This is a genomic window from Pseudarthrobacter sp. HLT1-7 (genome assembly GCF_059383435.1).
On the sequence record NZ_JBWZCH010000005.1, the window covers coordinates 224480 to 240485 of the forward strand.

The 16006-nt window shown below is 66.6% G+C and carries 14 protein-coding genes; 6 read left to right on the forward strand and 8 right to left on the reverse strand.

The window, feature by feature from the left end:
• Window positions 1–2: 2 nt before the first annotated feature.
• Window positions 3–2765, reverse strand: coding sequence for a nitrite reductase large subunit NirB (gene nirB, locus AC50X6_RS07135; RefSeq protein WP_494965533.1), 2763 nt, complete (start codon window positions 2763–2765; stop codon window positions 3–5).
• A 269-nt stretch (window positions 2766–3034) separates the two neighbouring features.
• Here nirB and nirD point away from each other — a divergent pair, with 269 nt between their 5' ends.
• Window positions 3035–3418, forward strand: a complete 384-nt coding sequence (gene nirD / locus AC50X6_RS07140; protein WP_494965534.1) for a nitrite reductase small subunit NirD — start codon at window positions 3035–3037, stop codon at window positions 3416–3418.
• A gap of 18 nt (window positions 3419–3436) precedes the next feature.
• Here the strand turns inward: nirD and AC50X6_RS07145 are convergent, their stop codons facing one another.
• Entirely contained in the window at window positions 3437–5188 is a 1752-nt protein-coding gene (locus AC50X6_RS07145; RefSeq protein WP_494965535.1) for a phospho-sugar mutase, read from the reverse strand.
• A 119-nt stretch (window positions 5189–5307) separates the two neighbouring features.
• Here AC50X6_RS07145 and AC50X6_RS07150 point away from each other — a divergent pair, with 119 nt between their 5' ends.
• On the forward strand, window positions 5308–5790 hold the full coding sequence (locus tag AC50X6_RS07150; protein WP_494965536.1) for an RrF2 family transcriptional regulator: 483 nt from the start codon (window positions 5308–5310) through the stop codon (window positions 5788–5790).
• Between the two features lie 32 nt (window positions 5791–5822).
• Here AC50X6_RS07150 and AC50X6_RS07155 read toward each other — a convergent pair whose 3' ends face one another.
• Window positions 5823–6641 (reverse strand): purine-nucleoside phosphorylase, encoded by an 819-nt coding sequence (locus tag AC50X6_RS07155; RefSeq protein ID WP_494965537.1) that lies wholly within the window; start codon window positions 6639–6641, stop codon window positions 5823–5825.
• 106 nt (window positions 6642–6747) lie between these two features.
• On the opposite strand from AC50X6_RS07155, the gene AC50X6_RS07160 reads away from it, so the two are divergent.
• The 3 genes from AC50X6_RS07160 to AC50X6_RS07170 all read left to right on the forward strand — a co-directional run bounded on the left by AC50X6_RS07160 (window position 6748) and on the right by AC50X6_RS07170 (window position 9872).
• On the forward strand, window positions 6748–8163 hold the full coding sequence (locus AC50X6_RS07160; RefSeq protein ID WP_494965538.1) for an NAD(P)H-quinone dehydrogenase: 1416 nt from the start codon (window positions 6748–6750) through the stop codon (window positions 8161–8163).
• Window positions 8164–8242: 79 nt separating this feature from the next.
• Window positions 8243–8578: a flavodoxin domain-containing protein gene (locus AC50X6_RS07165; protein WP_494965539.1), complete on the forward strand. Its 336-nt coding sequence runs from the start codon at window positions 8243–8245 to the stop codon at window positions 8576–8578.
• Between the two features lie 568 nt (window positions 8579–9146).
• Complete coding sequence (locus AC50X6_RS07170; RefSeq protein WP_494965540.1) at window positions 9147–9872, forward strand: helix-turn-helix domain-containing protein; 726 nt, start codon at window positions 9147–9149, stop codon at window positions 9870–9872.
• 151 nt (window positions 9873–10023) lie between these two features.
• On the opposite strand, the gene AC50X6_RS07175 is transcribed toward AC50X6_RS07170, so the two are convergent.
• The 5 genes from AC50X6_RS07175 to AC50X6_RS07195 form a co-directional block, all read right to left on the reverse strand.
• The gene (locus AC50X6_RS07175) at window positions 10024–11175 is read right to left on the reverse strand and encodes an SGNH/GDSL hydrolase family protein (RefSeq protein WP_494965541.1); all 1152 of its coding nucleotides are present in this window, start codon (window positions 11173–11175) and stop codon (window positions 10024–10026) included.
• Between the two features lie 11 nt (window positions 11176–11186).
• Entirely contained in the window at window positions 11187–11777 is a 591-nt protein-coding gene (locus AC50X6_RS07180) for a TetR/AcrR family transcriptional regulator (protein WP_494965542.1), read from the reverse strand.
• 213 nt (window positions 11778–11990) lie between these two features.
• Window positions 11991–12524, reverse strand: a complete 534-nt coding sequence (locus AC50X6_RS07185; RefSeq protein ID WP_494965543.1) for a small multidrug efflux protein — start codon at window positions 12522–12524, stop codon at window positions 11991–11993.
• A gap of 528 nt (window positions 12525–13052) precedes the next feature.
• A complete protein-coding gene (locus tag AC50X6_RS07190) occupies window positions 13053–13742 on the reverse strand; it encodes a hypothetical protein (protein WP_494965544.1) in 690 nt (229 codons plus the stop codon).
• Window positions 13743–14108: 366 nt separating this feature from the next.
• Window positions 14109–14615, reverse strand: coding sequence for a hypothetical protein (locus AC50X6_RS07195; RefSeq protein WP_494965545.1), 507 nt, complete (start codon window positions 14613–14615; stop codon window positions 14109–14111).
• A 463-nt stretch (window positions 14616–15078) separates the two neighbouring features.
• On the opposite strand from AC50X6_RS07195, the gene AC50X6_RS07200 reads away from it, so the two are divergent.
• Window positions 15079–15978: an excalibur calcium-binding domain-containing protein gene (locus AC50X6_RS07200; protein WP_494965546.1), complete on the forward strand. Its 900-nt coding sequence runs from the start codon at window positions 15079–15081 to the stop codon at window positions 15976–15978.
• The last annotated feature ends 28 nt before the right edge of the window (window positions 15979–16006 follow it).

Genomic DNA, 16006 nt, shown 5'->3' on the forward strand with positions numbered 1-16006 from the left:
GGTTACACCTTGCTTTCGGTGGCGGTGTCACTCGAACTGGCGGTGGCGGGGGCACTCGCACTGGCGGTGGCGGTGGCTGGGACACCGGCGCCGGACGGCCGGACAGGGATGGCGGCGGCGATCAGCACTGGTTGCTGGCCGGCCAGCGACTTCTCCTCTGCCGTGGCCGGGCGCATCTGGCCGCGCTCGTCCGGGACGAAGGTGATGGAATCGTCTTTCTGGTCCGGGGCGTTGACGAAGGAGCGGAACCGGCGCAACCGCTCGGGATCCTTCAGCGTGTCGGCCCATTCGTCCACGTAGGTGTCAACGTGCCTGGCCATGGCGGCCTCGAGATCGCCTGCGATGCCGAGCGAATCGTGCACCACCACGTCCTCGACGTGCAACAGGCCGCCGTCGAGCTCCTCCTGCCAGCGCGCGGTGCGTTGCAGCCGGTCCGCGGTGCGGATGTAATACATGAGGTACCGGTCGATGTACTGGAGCAGGGTGGCGTCGTCGAGGTCCTGCGCGAGCAGCCGGGCGTGGGCCGGCTGGAAGCCGCCGTTGCCGCCGACGTAGAGGTTCCAGCCCTTATCCGTGGCAATCACGCCGACGTCCTTGCCGCGGGCTTCGGCGCATTCGCGGGCGCAGCCGGAGACGCCCATCTTAATCTTGTGCGGGCTGCGCAGGCCGCGGTAGCGCAGCTCGAGGTTGATGGCCATGGCGACGGCGTCCTGGACACCGAAGCGGCACCACGTGGAGCCGACGCAGGACTTCACCGTGCGCAGGGACTTGCCGTAGGCCTGGCCGGATTCGAAGCCGGCGTCCACCAGTTCCTTCCAGATCTCCGGCAGCTGCTCCAGCCGGGCGCCGAACATGTCGATCCGCTGGCCCCCGGTGATCTTGGTGTAGAGGCCGTACTTCTCGGCGACGGCGGCGATCACGCCCAGCTTCTTCGGGGTGATCTCGCCTCCCGCGATCCGGGGGACCACCGAGTACGTGCCGTCCTTCTGCATGTTGGCCAGGGCGCGGTCGTTGGTGTCCTGGAGGGTGCCGCGGCCAGCGTCGAGGACGTAGGCGCTGTTCTGGCTGGCCAGGATGTTGGCGATGGTCGGCTTGCAGATATCGCAGCCGGAACCGGTGCCGTACTTGGCCATGATCTCCTCGAAGGAGGTGAGTTCCAGGACCCGGATGGTCTCGAAGAGTTCCTGCCGGGAGAGCCCGATGTGCTCGCAGAGTGCCTTGGAGACGGCGACGCCGGATTTGGTCAGCTCGCTTTCCAACAGCTTTTTGAGCATCGGGACGCAGGAGCCGCACTGGGTGCCGGCGCGGGTACAGGCCTTGAGTTCGCCGAGTTCCTGGACCGGGGCGTTGCCCTCGCAGGCGCCGCAGCCGTTGATGGCGTCGCGGATGCTGCCGGCGGCCACGTTGTTGCAGGAACAGAGGACGGCGTCGTCCGGGAGTTCCGTCTCCGGGGCGCCGCCGCCGCCGGCCGCGGTGAGGTAGGCGCCGGGTTCGGCGGCCAGTTCACGGCCCAGCATGGGCCGCAGGGAAGTGTACGGGGTCGCATCGCCGACGAAGACGCCGCCGAGGAGGGTCTTGGCATCGTCGGTGGTGACGATCTTCTGATAGACGCCGCGGGCCGGGTCGGCGTAGACGATTTCGAGCGCGTGCTCGGTTTTGGCGAAGGCGTCACCGAAGCTGGCGACGTCGACGCCGGAGAGTTTGAGCTTGGTGGCGGTGTCGAAGCCCGGGAAAGTAGCCTGGCCGCCGTGCAGCCGGTCCGCGACGATCTCCGCCATGGTGTTGGCCGGGGCCACCAGGCCCAGGCACATGCCGCCGAAGTTGGCCACCTCGCCGATCGCCCAGATGCCGGGGATCTGGGTTTCGCAGCCGTCGGAGATAACCACGCCGCCGCGCGGGCCGAGGTCGAAGAGCTGCTCCGCACCCGAGCCGGTTGCTGCGTTGGCGTTGGCGTTGCGGAACAGCTCGTCACGCGGCTTGACGCCGATCGCTACGATCACAAGGTCGGCGTCGATGGTGCGGCCGTCCGCCATGAGCACGCCGGTGACCTGGCCGTCGTCGTCGGAGAGGACCTCGGCGGGGAAGACGCCGCCGTGGACGGTAAAGCCCTTGGCCTCGATCAGGCGGCCGAGGGCCTGCCCGGCGCCTTCGTCCAGCTGGGTGTTCATGAGCCAGGGGGAGCCGTTGATTACGATCGGGGTGGCGCCGAGCTGTTCGGTGCCGGCCGCGGATTCCAGGCCAAGGAGCCCGCCGCCGATGGTAACGGCCTTGACCTTGCGGCCCAGCTTCTGCCTAAGTTCCGTGATCGCCGTGCTGATGGCCCGGACGTCCTCGAGGGTGCGGTAGACGTGGGTGAGTTCGGCGCCGGGGATGGGCAGGCGGGCGGCGTCGGAGCCGGTGGCGACGACGAGCTCGTCGTAGGGGTAGACGGTGCCGGCCGCGGTGGTGACGGTTTTTTCGGCGGGGTCGATGCCGGTGACGCGTTCGCCGGTCTTCAGGCTGAATGCCTCGTGCGCCCACATCGCGGCGCTTCCGAGGGTGAGGTCAACGCCGTTATCGGTGAGGGCCTTGCTCAGCGCGACGCGGTCGTAGGGCAAGTGGGCTTCCTCGGTGAGGACCGTCACGTGCCAGCCGTCCAGGCCCCGGGCGTGCATGGCATCGGCGAAGCGGTGGGCGGCAGGACCGCCGCCGGCAACCACGATGCGGCGCGGTGGTGAGTTGGGCTCTGCGCCCCGGTCCTGCGGGCTTGAGGTCTGTCCGGTCACTGTGGGCCTTCCGCCTGGGCCGCAGTCGGTGCTCCGCGACCTTCTGAATCGAAGTGTCCCTCCAGACTAGGTACGCGCAGTTTCGCTTCGGTTTCCCTTATGTTTCGTGATCTTAACTTCTGCATCACGAACGCATTTCCGGGCCGGTGAGGTCTCTTTTACGCGCCGGACACATTTACTGCACGCCGGCGAAACACCGCGGACCTAGCGTGGGTACGTGGCCGCAGGAGCGGCTGAGCCCGTTACAGATGTATCAGAGAGGGGCCGAAATGACCGCCGTAGTGGAGAGCGCAGCGCGCAGCTTTGTTGAACAGACCGCGGGCCACCATGGGGCCGGCTGGCACCGGGTGTGCGCCCTGGCGGACCTCGAGCCCGCGTGGGGCGAGGCTGCCCTGATCGCAGGGTGCCAGGTGGCGTTGTTCCGCACGGTGGACGGCGAAGTTTTCGCCGTCGGCCAGGAGGATCCGGCCACCGGGGCGCATGTGATGGCCCGCGGCATCACCGGTTCCCGCGGAGCACGCCAGACACTCGCCTCGCCGTTGCACAAGGAGGTCTATGACCTCGGAACAGGGGAGTGCCTGGGCACACCGGAACTCCGGCTCCCCACCTTCGGTACCCGGATTGTGGGCGGGTACATTGAGGTGGAGATCTAAGGTCTGAACCCCCGGTAGTTACAGTCCCAGCGCCTCGCGGACGTCCGCGAGGACGCCGTCCAGCGCGGCGCGGGCCTCGTGCCGCGCCGCGGGCAGCTCGGCGGCCGAGCCGACGCTGCGGATGACCTCCAGGTAGCACTTGAGCTTCGGTTCCGTGCCGCTGGGGCGGATGATGATGCGGCTGAGGTCCCGCGTCAGGTACAGCAGGCCGTCGGTCGGCGGCAGCTGGTCGCTGCCCTCGGCGAGGTCCGTGACGGTTTCGACGGCGGAGCCGCCGAAGGATTCCGGCGGGCTCACGCGCAGCCGGTTCATCATGGCGTCCAGCAGGCCCAGGTCCGCCACCCGGATGCTGAGCTGGTCGCTCGCATGCAGCCCGTGCACCAGGTACAGCTCGTCGAGGGTGTCGAAGATCGTCTTGTCCCCGGCTTTCGCCGCGGCGGCGAATTCTGCGATCAGCACCGCCGCGGAGATTCCGTCCTTGTCCCGGACCAGGGAAGGCGCCACGCAGTAGCCCAGCGCCTCCTCGTAGCCGTAAAGCAGACCGGGCACGCGTGCGATCCACTTGAAACCGGTGAGGGTTTCCTCGTGGGCGTAGCCCGCGGCGGCCGCGATGCGGGCCAGCAGCCGCGAGGACACAATCGAGTTCGCGAAGACGCCTGTTTCTCCGCTGCCGCCGCTGCTGCCGCCGGCCGCCAGCCGGGCCACGATGTGAGCGCCCAGCAGGGCACCCACCTCGTCGCCGCGCAGCATCCGCCAGGCGCCGGTGTCCGGATCCTTCGCTGCCACCGCGGCGCGGTCGGCGTCGGGATCGTTGGCAATCACAATGTCGGCATCCACCCGGGCCGCGGTCTCGAGGGCCAGGTCCAGGGCGCCGGGCTCCTCGGGATTCGGGAAGTTCACAGTGGGGAAGTCCGGGTCCGGCTCGGCCTGCTCCGTCACCAGTGTGACGTCGGCGAAGCCGGCGGCGTGCAGAACGGCCACGGCGGTTTCGCCGCCCACGCCGTGCATGGGGGTCAGGACGATCTTCAGTTCGCGGGCCGGGAAATGCGCGGGAACGGCCAGGGCCGCGACGGCGGTCTGGTAGCCGGTGGCGATGGAGCCGCTCAGCAGGGTCCAGCCCCCGGCTGCCAGCGCAATGTCAGCCAGTTCCCCGACGGCGTCGATCTTCGCCGCGATTTTGGCGTCGTAGGGCGCCACGATCTGGGCCCCTCGTCCGCTGTCCTCGACGGCGTGCCGGCCCAGGTAGACCTTGTAGCCGTTGTCCTGCGGCGGGTTGTGGCTGGCCGTGACCATCACGCCGCCGTCGCAGTCCAGCGCCCGCACCGCGTACGCGAGCAGCGGGGTGGGCAGGGCGGAGGGCATCAGGAACGTCTCTACGCCGGCCGCGGTGAGGATCGCCGCCGTTTCCTCGGCGAAGACAGCGGAGTTGTAGCGGGCGTCGTAGCCGACGACGGCGCGCGGCCGGGTGCCGGGGGAGGCCGCGGCGACGGCGTCGGTCAGGAACGCGGTGAAGCCGGCAGCGGCGCGGCGCACCACGACGCGGTTCATCCGGTTCGGGCCCGGGCCGAGGGCCGCCCGCAGGCCCGCGGTGCCGAACTGCAGAGTGCCGCCGAAGCTGTCCGCGAGCTCCTGGCGGGCGGCGGGATCGCCGTCGTGCGTGAGCCGGATCAGCTCGGTCAGGGCGGCGGCGGTGGCGGGATCCGGGTCCTGCGCGGCCCAGTTGCGGGCCTCGCTCAGGAGGCGGGTCAGTTCGGCATCAGAAGACGTCATACCCACCAAACTAGCGCCATTTGCTGCGGATTCCTTCCCCGACAAGCGAGAGGCGCATTGCAGGTCCGTCACGCTTCAGCCCTTGACACCCAATTTTCCGGACACGTAATGTCTGGAATATGAAGATGGGCCGTGGGGTGGAATGGGCCGTGCACAGTTGCGTCAACATGGCCTGGACGCCGGCCGGGGAAGCGGTCAACTCTGCCCGGCTGGCGGAGTACTACAAGCTCCCGGCCGCCTACCTGAACAAACAGTTGCAGGCGCTGGTCCGCGCCGGGGTCCTGGACTCAGTCTCCGGGCCGCGCGGCGGGTTCCACCTGGCGCGCCGGCCGGAGCACATCACGGTCCTGGATATTGTCCTGGCACTTGAGGGCCCCGAGCCGGCGTTCCGTTGTGAAGGGATCCTGGGTAACGTCCCGGAGGCGGACCCGGAGGCGAACTACGTCCGGACCTGCCTCATCTCGCAGACCATGCGCCAGGCAGAACTTGCCTGGCGCCAGGCGCTGGCGCGGCAGACCATCGCCGGGATCGCCGACTCGATGGAGCGGCGGTTCCCGCAGGACAGGCTGAAGGCCGTGCGCTACCTCGCCGCCGGGGCGTAACCCGCGGGGACGCAGCAACGGAATCCGGCGGCTCAGAGCTTGGCGATGATCTCCGCGAGCAGCCTGGAGATGCGCGGACCCGCGGTCTGTCCGGCTTCGAGGACTTCGCCGTGGCTCAGCGGCACCGGGCTGATGCCGGCGGCGAGGTTGGTCACCAGCGAAATGCCGAAGACTTCCATGCCGGCGTGCCGGCCGGCGATGGCCTCAAGCGCGGTGGACATGCCCACCAGATCGGCGCCGATCCGCTTGGCGTACTGCACCTCGGCGGGGGTCTCGTAGTGCGGGCCGGTGAACTGGGCATAGATGCCTTCGTCCAGCGAGGGGTCCACTTCGCGGGCCAGGCCGCGGATCCGGGCGGAGTACAGGTCGGTGAGGTCCACGAAGGTGGCACCCTCAAGCGGGGAGGTGGCGGTGAGGTTGATGTGGTCGCTGATCAGCACCGGCGTGCCGGGGGTCCAGTCCTCGTTGAGTCCGCCGCATCCGTTGGTCAGTACCAGGGTCTTGCAGCCGGCGGCCGCGGCGGTGCGCACGCCGTGGACCACGGCGCGGACTCCCTTGCCCTCGTAGTAGTGGGTGCGGGCGCCCAGGATGAGGGCCCGCTTGCCTTCCCTGGTCAGCACCGAGCGGATGGTGCCCACGTGGCCCACCACTGCGGGGGAGGAGAAGCCGGGGACCTCGTCCGCGGAGAGGGTGGCGGTGGTTTCGCCGATCAGTTCGGCGGCGTCACCCCAGCCCGATCCGAGCACCAGGGCGACGTCGTGGGTGTCCACGCCCGTCTCGGCGGCGATGTAGTCGGCGGCGGCGCGGGCGGCATCGAAAGGGTCACTGTTCAGGAATTCTGTTGTACTCACCGGTACAAGTTATCCTGCCGGCGTCGTGCTGCCCAGCACCGCGGGCAGCACGGTGCGGGTCCGCTTTCTTGGTGGCGCCGGTCCGGATGGTGGACAATGGCTGATTGTGACTACGCATCCCGATTTCAGTTCACCCCGCATCGCAATCCTCGGCGGCGGGCCCGGCGGTTATGAAGCCGCCATGGTCGCCGCCTCACTGGGGGCGCAAGTCACCATTGTTGAACGCGCGGGGCTCGGCGGCTCCGCGGTGCTGACCGACGTCGTCCCCTCCAAAACGCTGATCGCGACGGCGGACCTGATGACCCGCGTGGGCGAGGCCGGCGAGCTGGGCGTCAAGTTCGACCTCGACGGCGGCGACTGCACCCCGACGATGCGCGCGGACCTCAAACATATCAACGACCGCCTGCTCGGCCTGGCCCGGCAGCAGTCCACCGACATCCAGAAGGGCCTGGAGAACCAGGGCGTCCGGATCATCATCGGCTCCGGCAGGATGCTGGACAACCACACCATCGAGGTCCTCACTATCGACGGCACCGAGACCATCGAAGCGGACGCCATCCTGTTGGCCGTCGGCGCCCACCCGCGCGAGCTGCCCACCGCCCGGCCGGACGGCATCCGGATCCTGAACTGGGCGCAGATCTACAACCTGGACGAGCTCCCCGAGGACCTGATCGTGGTCGGTTCGGGCGTCACCGGCGCCGAATTCGCCTCCGCGTACAACGGCCTGGGCGCCAAGGTGACGCTGATTTCGAGCCGCGACCGGGTGCTTCCCGGCTCGGACACGGACGCCGCCGAGGTCCTGGAAGGCGTCTTCGAACGCCGCGGACTCAAGGTCCTGTCCCGCTCGCGCGCCGAGTCCGTGGAACGCACCGACGACGGCGTCGTCGTCACCCTCGGCGACGGCTCCACCGTGACCGGCAGCCACTGCCTCGTCTGCGTCGGCTCCATCCCGAACACCGACGGGATCGGCCTCGCGGAGGCCGGCGTCGCGCTCACCGAAGACGGCCACATCAAGGTCGACGGCGTCTCCCGCACCACCGCACCGAACATCTACGCCGCGGGCGACTGCACCGGCGTGCTGGCTCTGGCCTCCGTGGCGGCGATGCAGGGGCGGATCGCGATCGCGCACTTCCTGGGCGACAGCGTGATGCCGCTCAAGCTGCACCAGGTCGCGTCCAACATTTTCACCTCGCCTGAGATCGCCAATGTGGGGGTCTCCGAGGCCGAGATTGAGTCCGGCAAGTACCAGGCCGACGTCATCAAGCTCTCGCTGAAGAGCAACGCCCGCGCCAAGATGCGCAACCACAAGGACGGGTTCGTCAAGATCTTCGCCCGCAAGGGCTCCGGCACCGTGATCGGCGGCGTCGTCGTGGGACCGAACGCCTCGGAACTGATCTTCCCGATCGCCCTCGCGGTGACACAGAAACTGCACGTCGACGACGTCGCCAGCACCTTTACGGTGTACCCGTCACTGAGCGGCTCCATCTCCGAAGCGGCCCGCCGCCTGCACGTGCACATGTAGTCTTCCCGGGTTCCCCGCCGGGCCCGGGGACGGGACCGTTGAAGGACAGACCGCCCAGATCACGCAGTACATTGCCGGGGTGATCCAGGCCCACGGCCACGAGGCACAGACCGTGGACCTCAAGAAGGCCGCGGACACTTTTCCGGAGAGTTTCGACGACGTCATTGTGGCGGCATCCGTGCATGTGGGCAGACACGAGGGGTACGTCGCGGACTTTGTCCGGAAGAACCGTGCCGTGCTCGAGCGTCTCCCGTCCGCCCTTGTCTCGGTCAGCATGGCGGCCCACGGCGACGAGACGAACGCCGAGAGCTATGTGGAGAGGTTCGAGGCGGAGACGGGCTGGCGGCCCCCCACGTCGGACTATTCGGCGGCGCCCTGCTCTACACCCAGTACGGCTTTCTCAAGAAGCACCTGATGAAGAAGATCGTCGGGAACCTTTGATCCTGCATTCTCAATGGAGAGCCGCTACTTGGAATCCGTAAGTCGGAAGGTTATGGCATACGCGCCCAGAAAACGGTTCCCCACATGCCGTTAATCTGGCAGCCCCCGGCGTGTCAGGGCGCTGATTTGCCGGGGGAGGGCCATCGGCTTGACGCGTTGAACGCCGCATTCATGGTGATGAGCGGTAGTCGACGTATCTTGGTCCGGAGGATGCCGCGTTGGTGCGGTAACTTGGCCGTGTCGTGTTTCTTGATCACCCGAGTGCCAACGAGATCCTTCGCGAGGCGATTCTGTTGGGGCATCAGGTAGTTCGTGATCGTCGCGTCGAACTCCCAAATTTCGTTGAGCTTGGCTAGCTCAGCGGGCGTTTCGTAACGGTAGTAGCCGACGAGTTCACGGGCCCTACCCGCGCCCGGCCGGGCTGAAGAAGAGTAGGAATGGCCCTGCAGATCTGCAGCTTCCAGATCGCTGCCCCTGCGGTACGGTCTTCACTGAACTGAGCCGGCACCCGCCGATGACGGTCAAAGGAAAGGGATTGAATCGTGACGTGGAGCACGCGCCAGCTCGCTGAGCTTGCCGGGACGACAGTGAAGGCGGTCCGCCACTATCACCTTGTCGGACTGCTCGATGAGCCGGAGCGGGCCTCGAACGGCTACAAGCTCTACGGGGTCACCCACCTGGTGTGCGTGCTGCGGATCAAGCGGTTGGTTGACCTCGGTGTGCCCCTGGCGCAGATCGCCAGCATGGGCGAGTCGGACGCACGCCCGGACGAAGCGCTGCGGGTAATCGATGCGGCGCTCGCGGCCACGATCGAGCGTTTACAGCTCGTCAGAGCCGAATTGGGGATGATCCTCAGCCACCGGGCATCGACCGACCTGCCGCCGGGATTCAGCGCGGGAGCCGCAGACCTGAGTGAAGCCGACCGCGCGCTCCTCCTTATTTACTCCCGCGTCTTCACTACGACGGCCATGGAGGATTTGCGGGCAATGGTTCAGGACGCGCACCGAAGCCCCGTGAACGCCGAGTTCGACGCTCTGCCGGTCGACGCGGACGAGAGCACTCGGCAGTGTCTCGCCGATCGCTTTGCACCGTATTTGCGCGCCCTGACCATCTCCTACCCCTGGATCGAGAATCCCGGTACCGAAGCCCCGCGCGGCGCGGCCTTCGCCGGGGGCGTCATCACCGAGGCGATCGCCGAGCTGTATAACGCGGCTCAGGTCGACGTTCTCCAGCGCGTGCGCCGGATCCTGCATAACCAGCCGGATTGACGAACACTACTGACGGTGAGCTATACCCTGTCGAATAAGCCTCCGACCATCTGACGCGTTGGTGTGCCCGCACACTGTGCCCGGAGAGAGAATACGACCAATGAATATCGTGCTGCTGATCGTCGCGGACATGATGCTGCCCGGCGACAGCTCAGCGGGCGGCGAACGGCCCGGTTTCCGTAAAGGCGTATTCGGCGAACCGCTCACCTATGAGCCGGTGGGTTGCCGTGTCGGGGTGCAATGCATCCGGTAGCGGATGGACGGCGGCATCCGCCGCGCCGTAGAGGCGCGTGCCGTCCAGGTAGTGCAGATTCGAGTCGTCGGAGCGACGCGCGGCGAGCGACGCCAGGGCGTCCCGGATCACCCGCAGGGTGAGGCGACCGTACTTCTGATCCTCGCTCCGCCCTGTCGCGGCGAACCGGACGGTGCCGGTGTCAAGTGTCGCCGGATCCACCGCACCCGGCCCAGGGGTGTCTTCGTGGATGCCGCAGAAGATCGGCGAGATGAGGACCAGTGGGGTGTTCGGGTGTCCGTCCCGGATCGTGTCAAGGAACCCGTGGACCGCGGGAACAAAGGCACGGAGCCGCATGGAGTCGAGGTTGACGACGTTGATGCCAAGCTTGACGCTGATGAGATCGGCGGGGGCGTCGCGGATCACGCGCGCCAGGAACGGATCGACCAGCGCGCTGCCGCCGAAGCCGAGATTCTGCAGATCGACCCCGCCGCGGCGCGCGGCGATCGCAGGCCAGATCCCGGTTGGAGTGCTCGCGTTCGAGCCGTGGCTGATGGAGCTGCCGTGATGGACCCACACCCGGCCGGCAGATGCCACCGGCCCCACAGGGGCGTCGGTCCGGATCTCTGTCAGCTCGACCGACTCGTTGTGCGGCAGCCAGAGCTCGATCTGTTTCTCGCCTTCCCGCAACCCGGTGAACCTTGCGGTGTGCGGATCGCCTGCATGAAAGTCGGTGAACCCGGTCTGAAGATCGGTCTCGAAGAGGTCACCGCCGGTGAGTGTGTCGCTGGCGATCACCTCGCCATCGACAACAAGGTCGATGCGGCCGCGTGGGCGGTCCGCGCCGCGGTAGGCGAGGCGGGTCGGGTGGATGACAAGCTCGACGGCGCGCGCGTCCGTGGAGAACACCACGCGTACTCCCGACGGCTGGGTCTCCATCATCATCAGCTGGGGGTCGGGGAACCGGGACCGTACCCACTCCGGCAAACGGTGGGGGCGCAGGCCGCGTGGTGTGGCCTCCGTCTGCCGCACGCCGCGGAGGAAATCGGGGGTGAGTGGAGTGATGATCATGCCGTTGTCCCTTACTGTGGTGGTTCGTCGTGGGGTGTGCATGGCCACGAGGCGAGCAGGGTGTCCAGCGCATCGAGTGCTACTGTCCACGATGCCCCGGGGGCCGGTGTGCTGTGGTCAAAGCTGCCAACCCGTTCGAGGGTGAGGAAGCCGTTGATGGTGCTCCCGATCAGCCGCGTGGCGTGCACGCGGTCGACGGCCGAGAGTCCGTATCCGAGGAGCACCGCGTCCGTCAGCGTGACGAGACGACGGGCGGCACCCGATTCGACGGCGGTTGGGCCGGCCCGCCGCTGAAGCGACTGCCACCGTCCCGGCGAACGTGTTGAGTAGGTCCGGTGCGCGTCGGCGAATCCGCGTAGTGCGAGTTTGCCGGACCGGCCGGCGATTGCCACCGCGACCACATCGGATAGTTCGTCGAGTGCGAGCGCAGTGATCCCGTCCCGCAGGGCGGCGAGATCGCGGATGTGCGAGTACAGGCTCGGGGTCCGCACCCCAAGCCGTCGCGCTACAGCCGACAGGGTGACCGCATCGAATCCGGACGCGTCGGCGAGATCTGCCGCGTCGGCGATCACGGCTCCAGCAGACAGGGGTGGGCTCGTCATCAAAATAGCCTATACCCTATAGGTATTTCCCTATACATTGTCTACTGCAATAGCGCGAAGCCGAGATCGTCCGGGCGCGCCGCCCAGCGCTCCCCGATAACTTCAGGGCCGGCTCACGTCCGGCCCTGATCGATGGATCCGGCGGCTGATCCGCCGGCATTTGCTCACGACGGTCCCTGGCCGGTCTGGATCGAACCCACGGCGTGGGAACTCTCAGGTCGCGATCGCGATGGCGCCGGTGATGGATGCGGTGGACAGGGCCGTCCAGAGTACGATCGCGATCGCCTGCCAGAGGATGATCCGCCCCTTCGGCACACCGGAGGCCACGAGGGTCGCCGCGGTGAACTGGGTCGGAATCGCGAGCGGACCGAGCAGGCTCGCGCCGGGAACGCCGAACCGCACGAACCAGCGCTGGAATCGTTCACGGCCCTTGGATCGCGGCTTCTCCGTATTGCTTCCGCCGACTCGACCCGCGATCGCGCTGCGGGCGTGGGCGCCAAGGAGCACCACCAGGACCACGCACAGGAAGTTTCCTGTAGCGGCCGCCAGTCCGGCGGCGAGCGGGTGGAGGCCGCCGACGACGCCGATGACCGCTGCCACTTCTCCTTCGACAAAGGGGACGGCGCCTGCGGCCACGATGATGAGCGGCTGGACGAATTCTGGCACCTGAGCGACGAGGTCCTGGGCGCCGGCGGTGAGGGCGGCGATGGGGTTGTCGGTGGATATAGCGGCGGGCTTCTCATTCATTGAACTTTTCCTCTACATGGGATGGTGATGTGGTCGGTGGTCGTCTCAATTTCCGGGAAGACTCCTTGTCGGTGGGCGCCCGGCAGCAAGGATCGCCGTGAGCTCGCCCCTGACCAGCTGCAGCAGTGTCAAACGGTTTTCATGGCTGTGCCCGCGAGCTCGGCGAGCCTGCGGGTGCTCCAGGTCACCATTTGCCACCTTCCCCGACATCCCCTGTTTGGGCTGCCGTCTGAAACCAGTACAGACCATGCCCTCGGGGCATGGTCAAGGCGACATCGGCGAGGCATGGAAGATGGTTGTGATTGCAGTGTCCGGGTGCGCGCTCAGCAGCTCAATGGGCTGCCTGCCCGCCCGGATCTGGCGAGGCTGCGGGCGAAGACGGCCTACGCCGACGAACCGGCTAGGCCGTCGATCCGGGAGCGCGTTGTAATGGAGCAGGCTGAGGCAGTCCCGTGGGGCCCACCAGCTGGGCGAGCAACATGGCCTGATCGGGGTCCATTCTTGCGATCTGCGGTTGGCCGCCCTCGGTCAGGAGTAGGCGTACGGCGGAACCGCGTCGCCGGAGGTAAAGTGCCTGAACCAGTTCGCAAAGTCCAGTTCCCTGGCATCATCTTTGAGATCATCGCGTCTGTCCGAGAACAACGCCTCGCTGTCCGCGTCCTCCAAAAGGACTTCCCCGACGTCGGCGCGCCAGTCATCCGGAAGGTCCAGTTCGTAGATGTCCTCGGTTATTTCCGCCTGGTCGAGCAGGCAACGGACGGCGAGTTCGGCCGCGAGACACCCGGGCGCAGTCCAGCCGCGGACCAGGGACGCGGTGACGTCCGCCGCGACCACAATGAACTTCTGGGTGAACTTCGCGTCATAGTCGGCGGCGTACTGCGGCGGCAGCGAGGACAGTACCGAGGTTTCGGCGATATCGGTGGCTGTGATGACGTCCAGCTGGTGCAGGGTGCCAAGGTCGCGGAAGAGCTGGTCCATGATGATGCCCGAGGAGTTCCACAGGAGCCCCGCCAGCAGGCGCGTTTGGCGGACGGATTCTTGACGCTCTTCCGGCGCGACGGCGGCCATCTCCGCCAGGTCCTCGGGATCGAACTGCAACCGCTGCTCGGCCGTCATATCATCCGGATGCGGGTCGAGCCCGAGCAGCTCCAGGCTCAGCCCGGTGAGTTTTTCGGCGTCAGCCAGCAGCTCGTCAGTGATGTCGTCGTCGGCGCTCATGGCCTTGATGGTACCGGGCGTCTGCTCCCTGACGGATTCCTATGACGCCTAGGGTTCGGCGTATTCTAGGCCGCAGTTGACCGATCGCGGCCCGCCACTGTGGGGCATTCTGGAGCGCCCACCCAATTCCTGTGAGGACGGCGCCCTGAACCGTCGTGCCGAGCGTCAGGACGCGCAGTACGGTCACCTGCTGCCTCCGCCCGACGTTCGCACTCACGATCATCGCAGGGGTTCTGATCGGTTAGGTAGACAACACCGGGCTACTTTCGAATCGTTGGTCGTCCTCAACTCCGGGCTGGGCAGATTGAACACGACGCGGGCGCTTCCGACCATCGCCGGAAGCGCCCGCGTCGGTCGGGGGAGAGGTTAGGGTGCGAGCAACGCACAGACGTCAGTCACCCTGCCTGGGCCGGAAAACAGCCTTTGTTCCGTTCCATCCGGATTGAGGGCGTAATTGACGTTTCCCGTCGTGAGGAAAAGCCCCTCGGGATGTTCATCGGTTTGGGGAACGAGGATGAGGTTCCTTCCGGTCGCCCTGACCTCCTGGCTGCCATCGGGCAGGACCTGGGTATGCACCGACCCGGTGATGACGTAGCGCACAGTCGTTCCGGAAGGACCGGTCAGGGTAATGGTGGCACCCGGAGAGATCCCGATCATCCGGTCGCCGGGCAGGTCGATGAGCTTCGACTTACCAGTGAGCTGGGCCATGACGTCGAAATCCAGGCAGTCAGACCCCACTACATCCGCCAGGATGAACGGATCTGTGGGATTTGGCGTTGGCTTGTTTGGATTCGGTGCGGCGACGGCCGAACCGGCGCCTGCGAAAAATACTGCGGAGACTGCTACAGCGGTGGGTGCGAGCCAGCGATTCATGACATTTCTCCTTGTAGCTTGCGAAGTCCCCCAGACACACGGGACAAGTCCCTGACTGCAAAGCCCTTGAATGCTATGCCGCTCCTACGGCCGGGACCAGAGTGTTCACTACCCCTCTTTGCGTGACCACTACTCCCTTATGCCGTGACCACTACTCCTGTTGCCGTGACCACTACTCCCTTATGTGACAATGCCACACGGCAGCACACAGATGACAGCCCGGCGACACCTGGCGAATAGTCCATTTGGTGGCCTCCGTCTCCGGTGTTAGGACGTGTGGCTGAAGTACTTGACAATGACCTATCGGGGGCATCCGCCCATCGCTTGAACCTTTCAACCGCAGGTACGAGGGCCGATTTCCGTCATGACCGGGCAGTTTCGACAAGCCGCCATTGGGATGGGTCGGCGCGGTGCTAATGTGACCTCGTCTCACTCGCATCATTCTTACTTCCTGGGGGAAACTATGCTCGATTCTTCAAAAGCTTCACCGCGCCCGCAAATCAGCTGGCGCCCATCAGTTTTTTTCTTGATCGTTGCGGCAATCCTGCTGCTGTTGGTCGTTATTTTCTCCGCCGCTGGTGGCTTCGGCGCCGCACTTGTCATTCTCGGAATCGTCGCCCTGCTCACAGCGCTCTACGCCTTCCTGTTCAAGCGGCGATCATGGGCCGGCATTCCTCACCGCAAGAGCGCGCTGTTAGTTGCCGGTTCAGGAATTGCCCTTTTCATTGTCGGAGGCATGGTTGCTGCCGCGACCGCCTCATCGAACGGAGGCCAGGACAAGTCCGCCCTGGTTGCGGCCTCGGAATCGGCGACTGCGACACCAACTGCGACACCAACTGCGACGCCCACGGCAACGAACCCAGCCAAGGCGGCCTGCCTCACGGCCAATGAGACGAAGACCTACAACGGAGATGTCTTCGTCTGCACCATGGGCGCGGATCAGCGGCTGGTGTGGCTGCCTGAAGCGGAGTCAAAGAAGGTCGTCGCGCAAACGGCTGCTGACAAAGTAGCCACCGACAAGGCCGTGGCGGACAAGGCAGTTGCCGATAAGGCAGCGGCGGATAAGGTTGCCGCCGACAAGGCAGTTGCCGACAAGGCAGTTGCCGACAAGGCAGCGGCGGATAAGGTTGCCGCCGACCAGGTGGCTGCCCAGCAAGCCGCCGCTGCCCAGCAAGCAGCAGCAGCGCAGCAAGCCGCCAAGAACGTGCCGGTCGCTCCCGTCGCGCCGGCGGCTCCGGCCGCCGCCTACTACCCGAACTGCACCGCCGCTAGGGCCGCGGGTGCCGCTCCCATCTACGCCGGCTCGCCCGGGTACGGCAAGCACCTGGACCGCGACGGTGACGGAATCGCCTGCGACAAGTAACAGCGTGTAGAGAGGGGCCACCCGCGGT

Coding starts and splice junctions, on each gene's coding strand:
- nirD (WP_494965534.1), top strand. CDS start 3,035: ATGACCGCCGTAGTGGAGAGCGCAGCGCGCAGCTTTGTTGAACAGACC.
- AC50X6_RS07145 (WP_494965535.1), bottom strand. CDS start 5,188: ATGACGTCTTCTGATGCCGAACTGACCCGCCTCCTGAGCGAGGCCCGC.
- AC50X6_RS07150 (WP_494965536.1), top strand. CDS start 5,308: ATGAAGATGGGCCGTGGGGTGGAATGGGCCGTGCACAGTTGCGTCAAC.
- AC50X6_RS07175 (WP_494965541.1), bottom strand. CDS start 11,175: ATGATCATCACTCCACTCACCCCCGATTTCCTCCGCGGCGTGCGGCAG.
- AC50X6_RS07180 (WP_494965542.1), bottom strand. CDS start 11,777: ATGACGAGCCCACCCCTGTCTGCTGGAGCCGTGATCGCCGACGCGGCA.
- AC50X6_RS07185 (WP_494965543.1), bottom strand. CDS start 12,524: ATGAATGAGAAGCCCGCCGCTATATCCACCGACAACCCCATCGCCGCC.
- AC50X6_RS07190 (WP_494965544.1), bottom strand. CDS start 13,742: ATGAGCGCCGACGACGACATCACTGACGAGCTGCTGGCTGACGCCGAA.
- AC50X6_RS07195 (WP_494965545.1), bottom strand. CDS start 14,615: ATGAATCGCTGGCTCGCACCCACCGCTGTAGCAGTCTCCGCAGTATTT.
- AC50X6_RS07200 (WP_494965546.1), top strand. CDS start 15,079: ATGCTCGATTCTTCAAAAGCTTCACCGCGCCCGCAAATCAGCTGGCGC.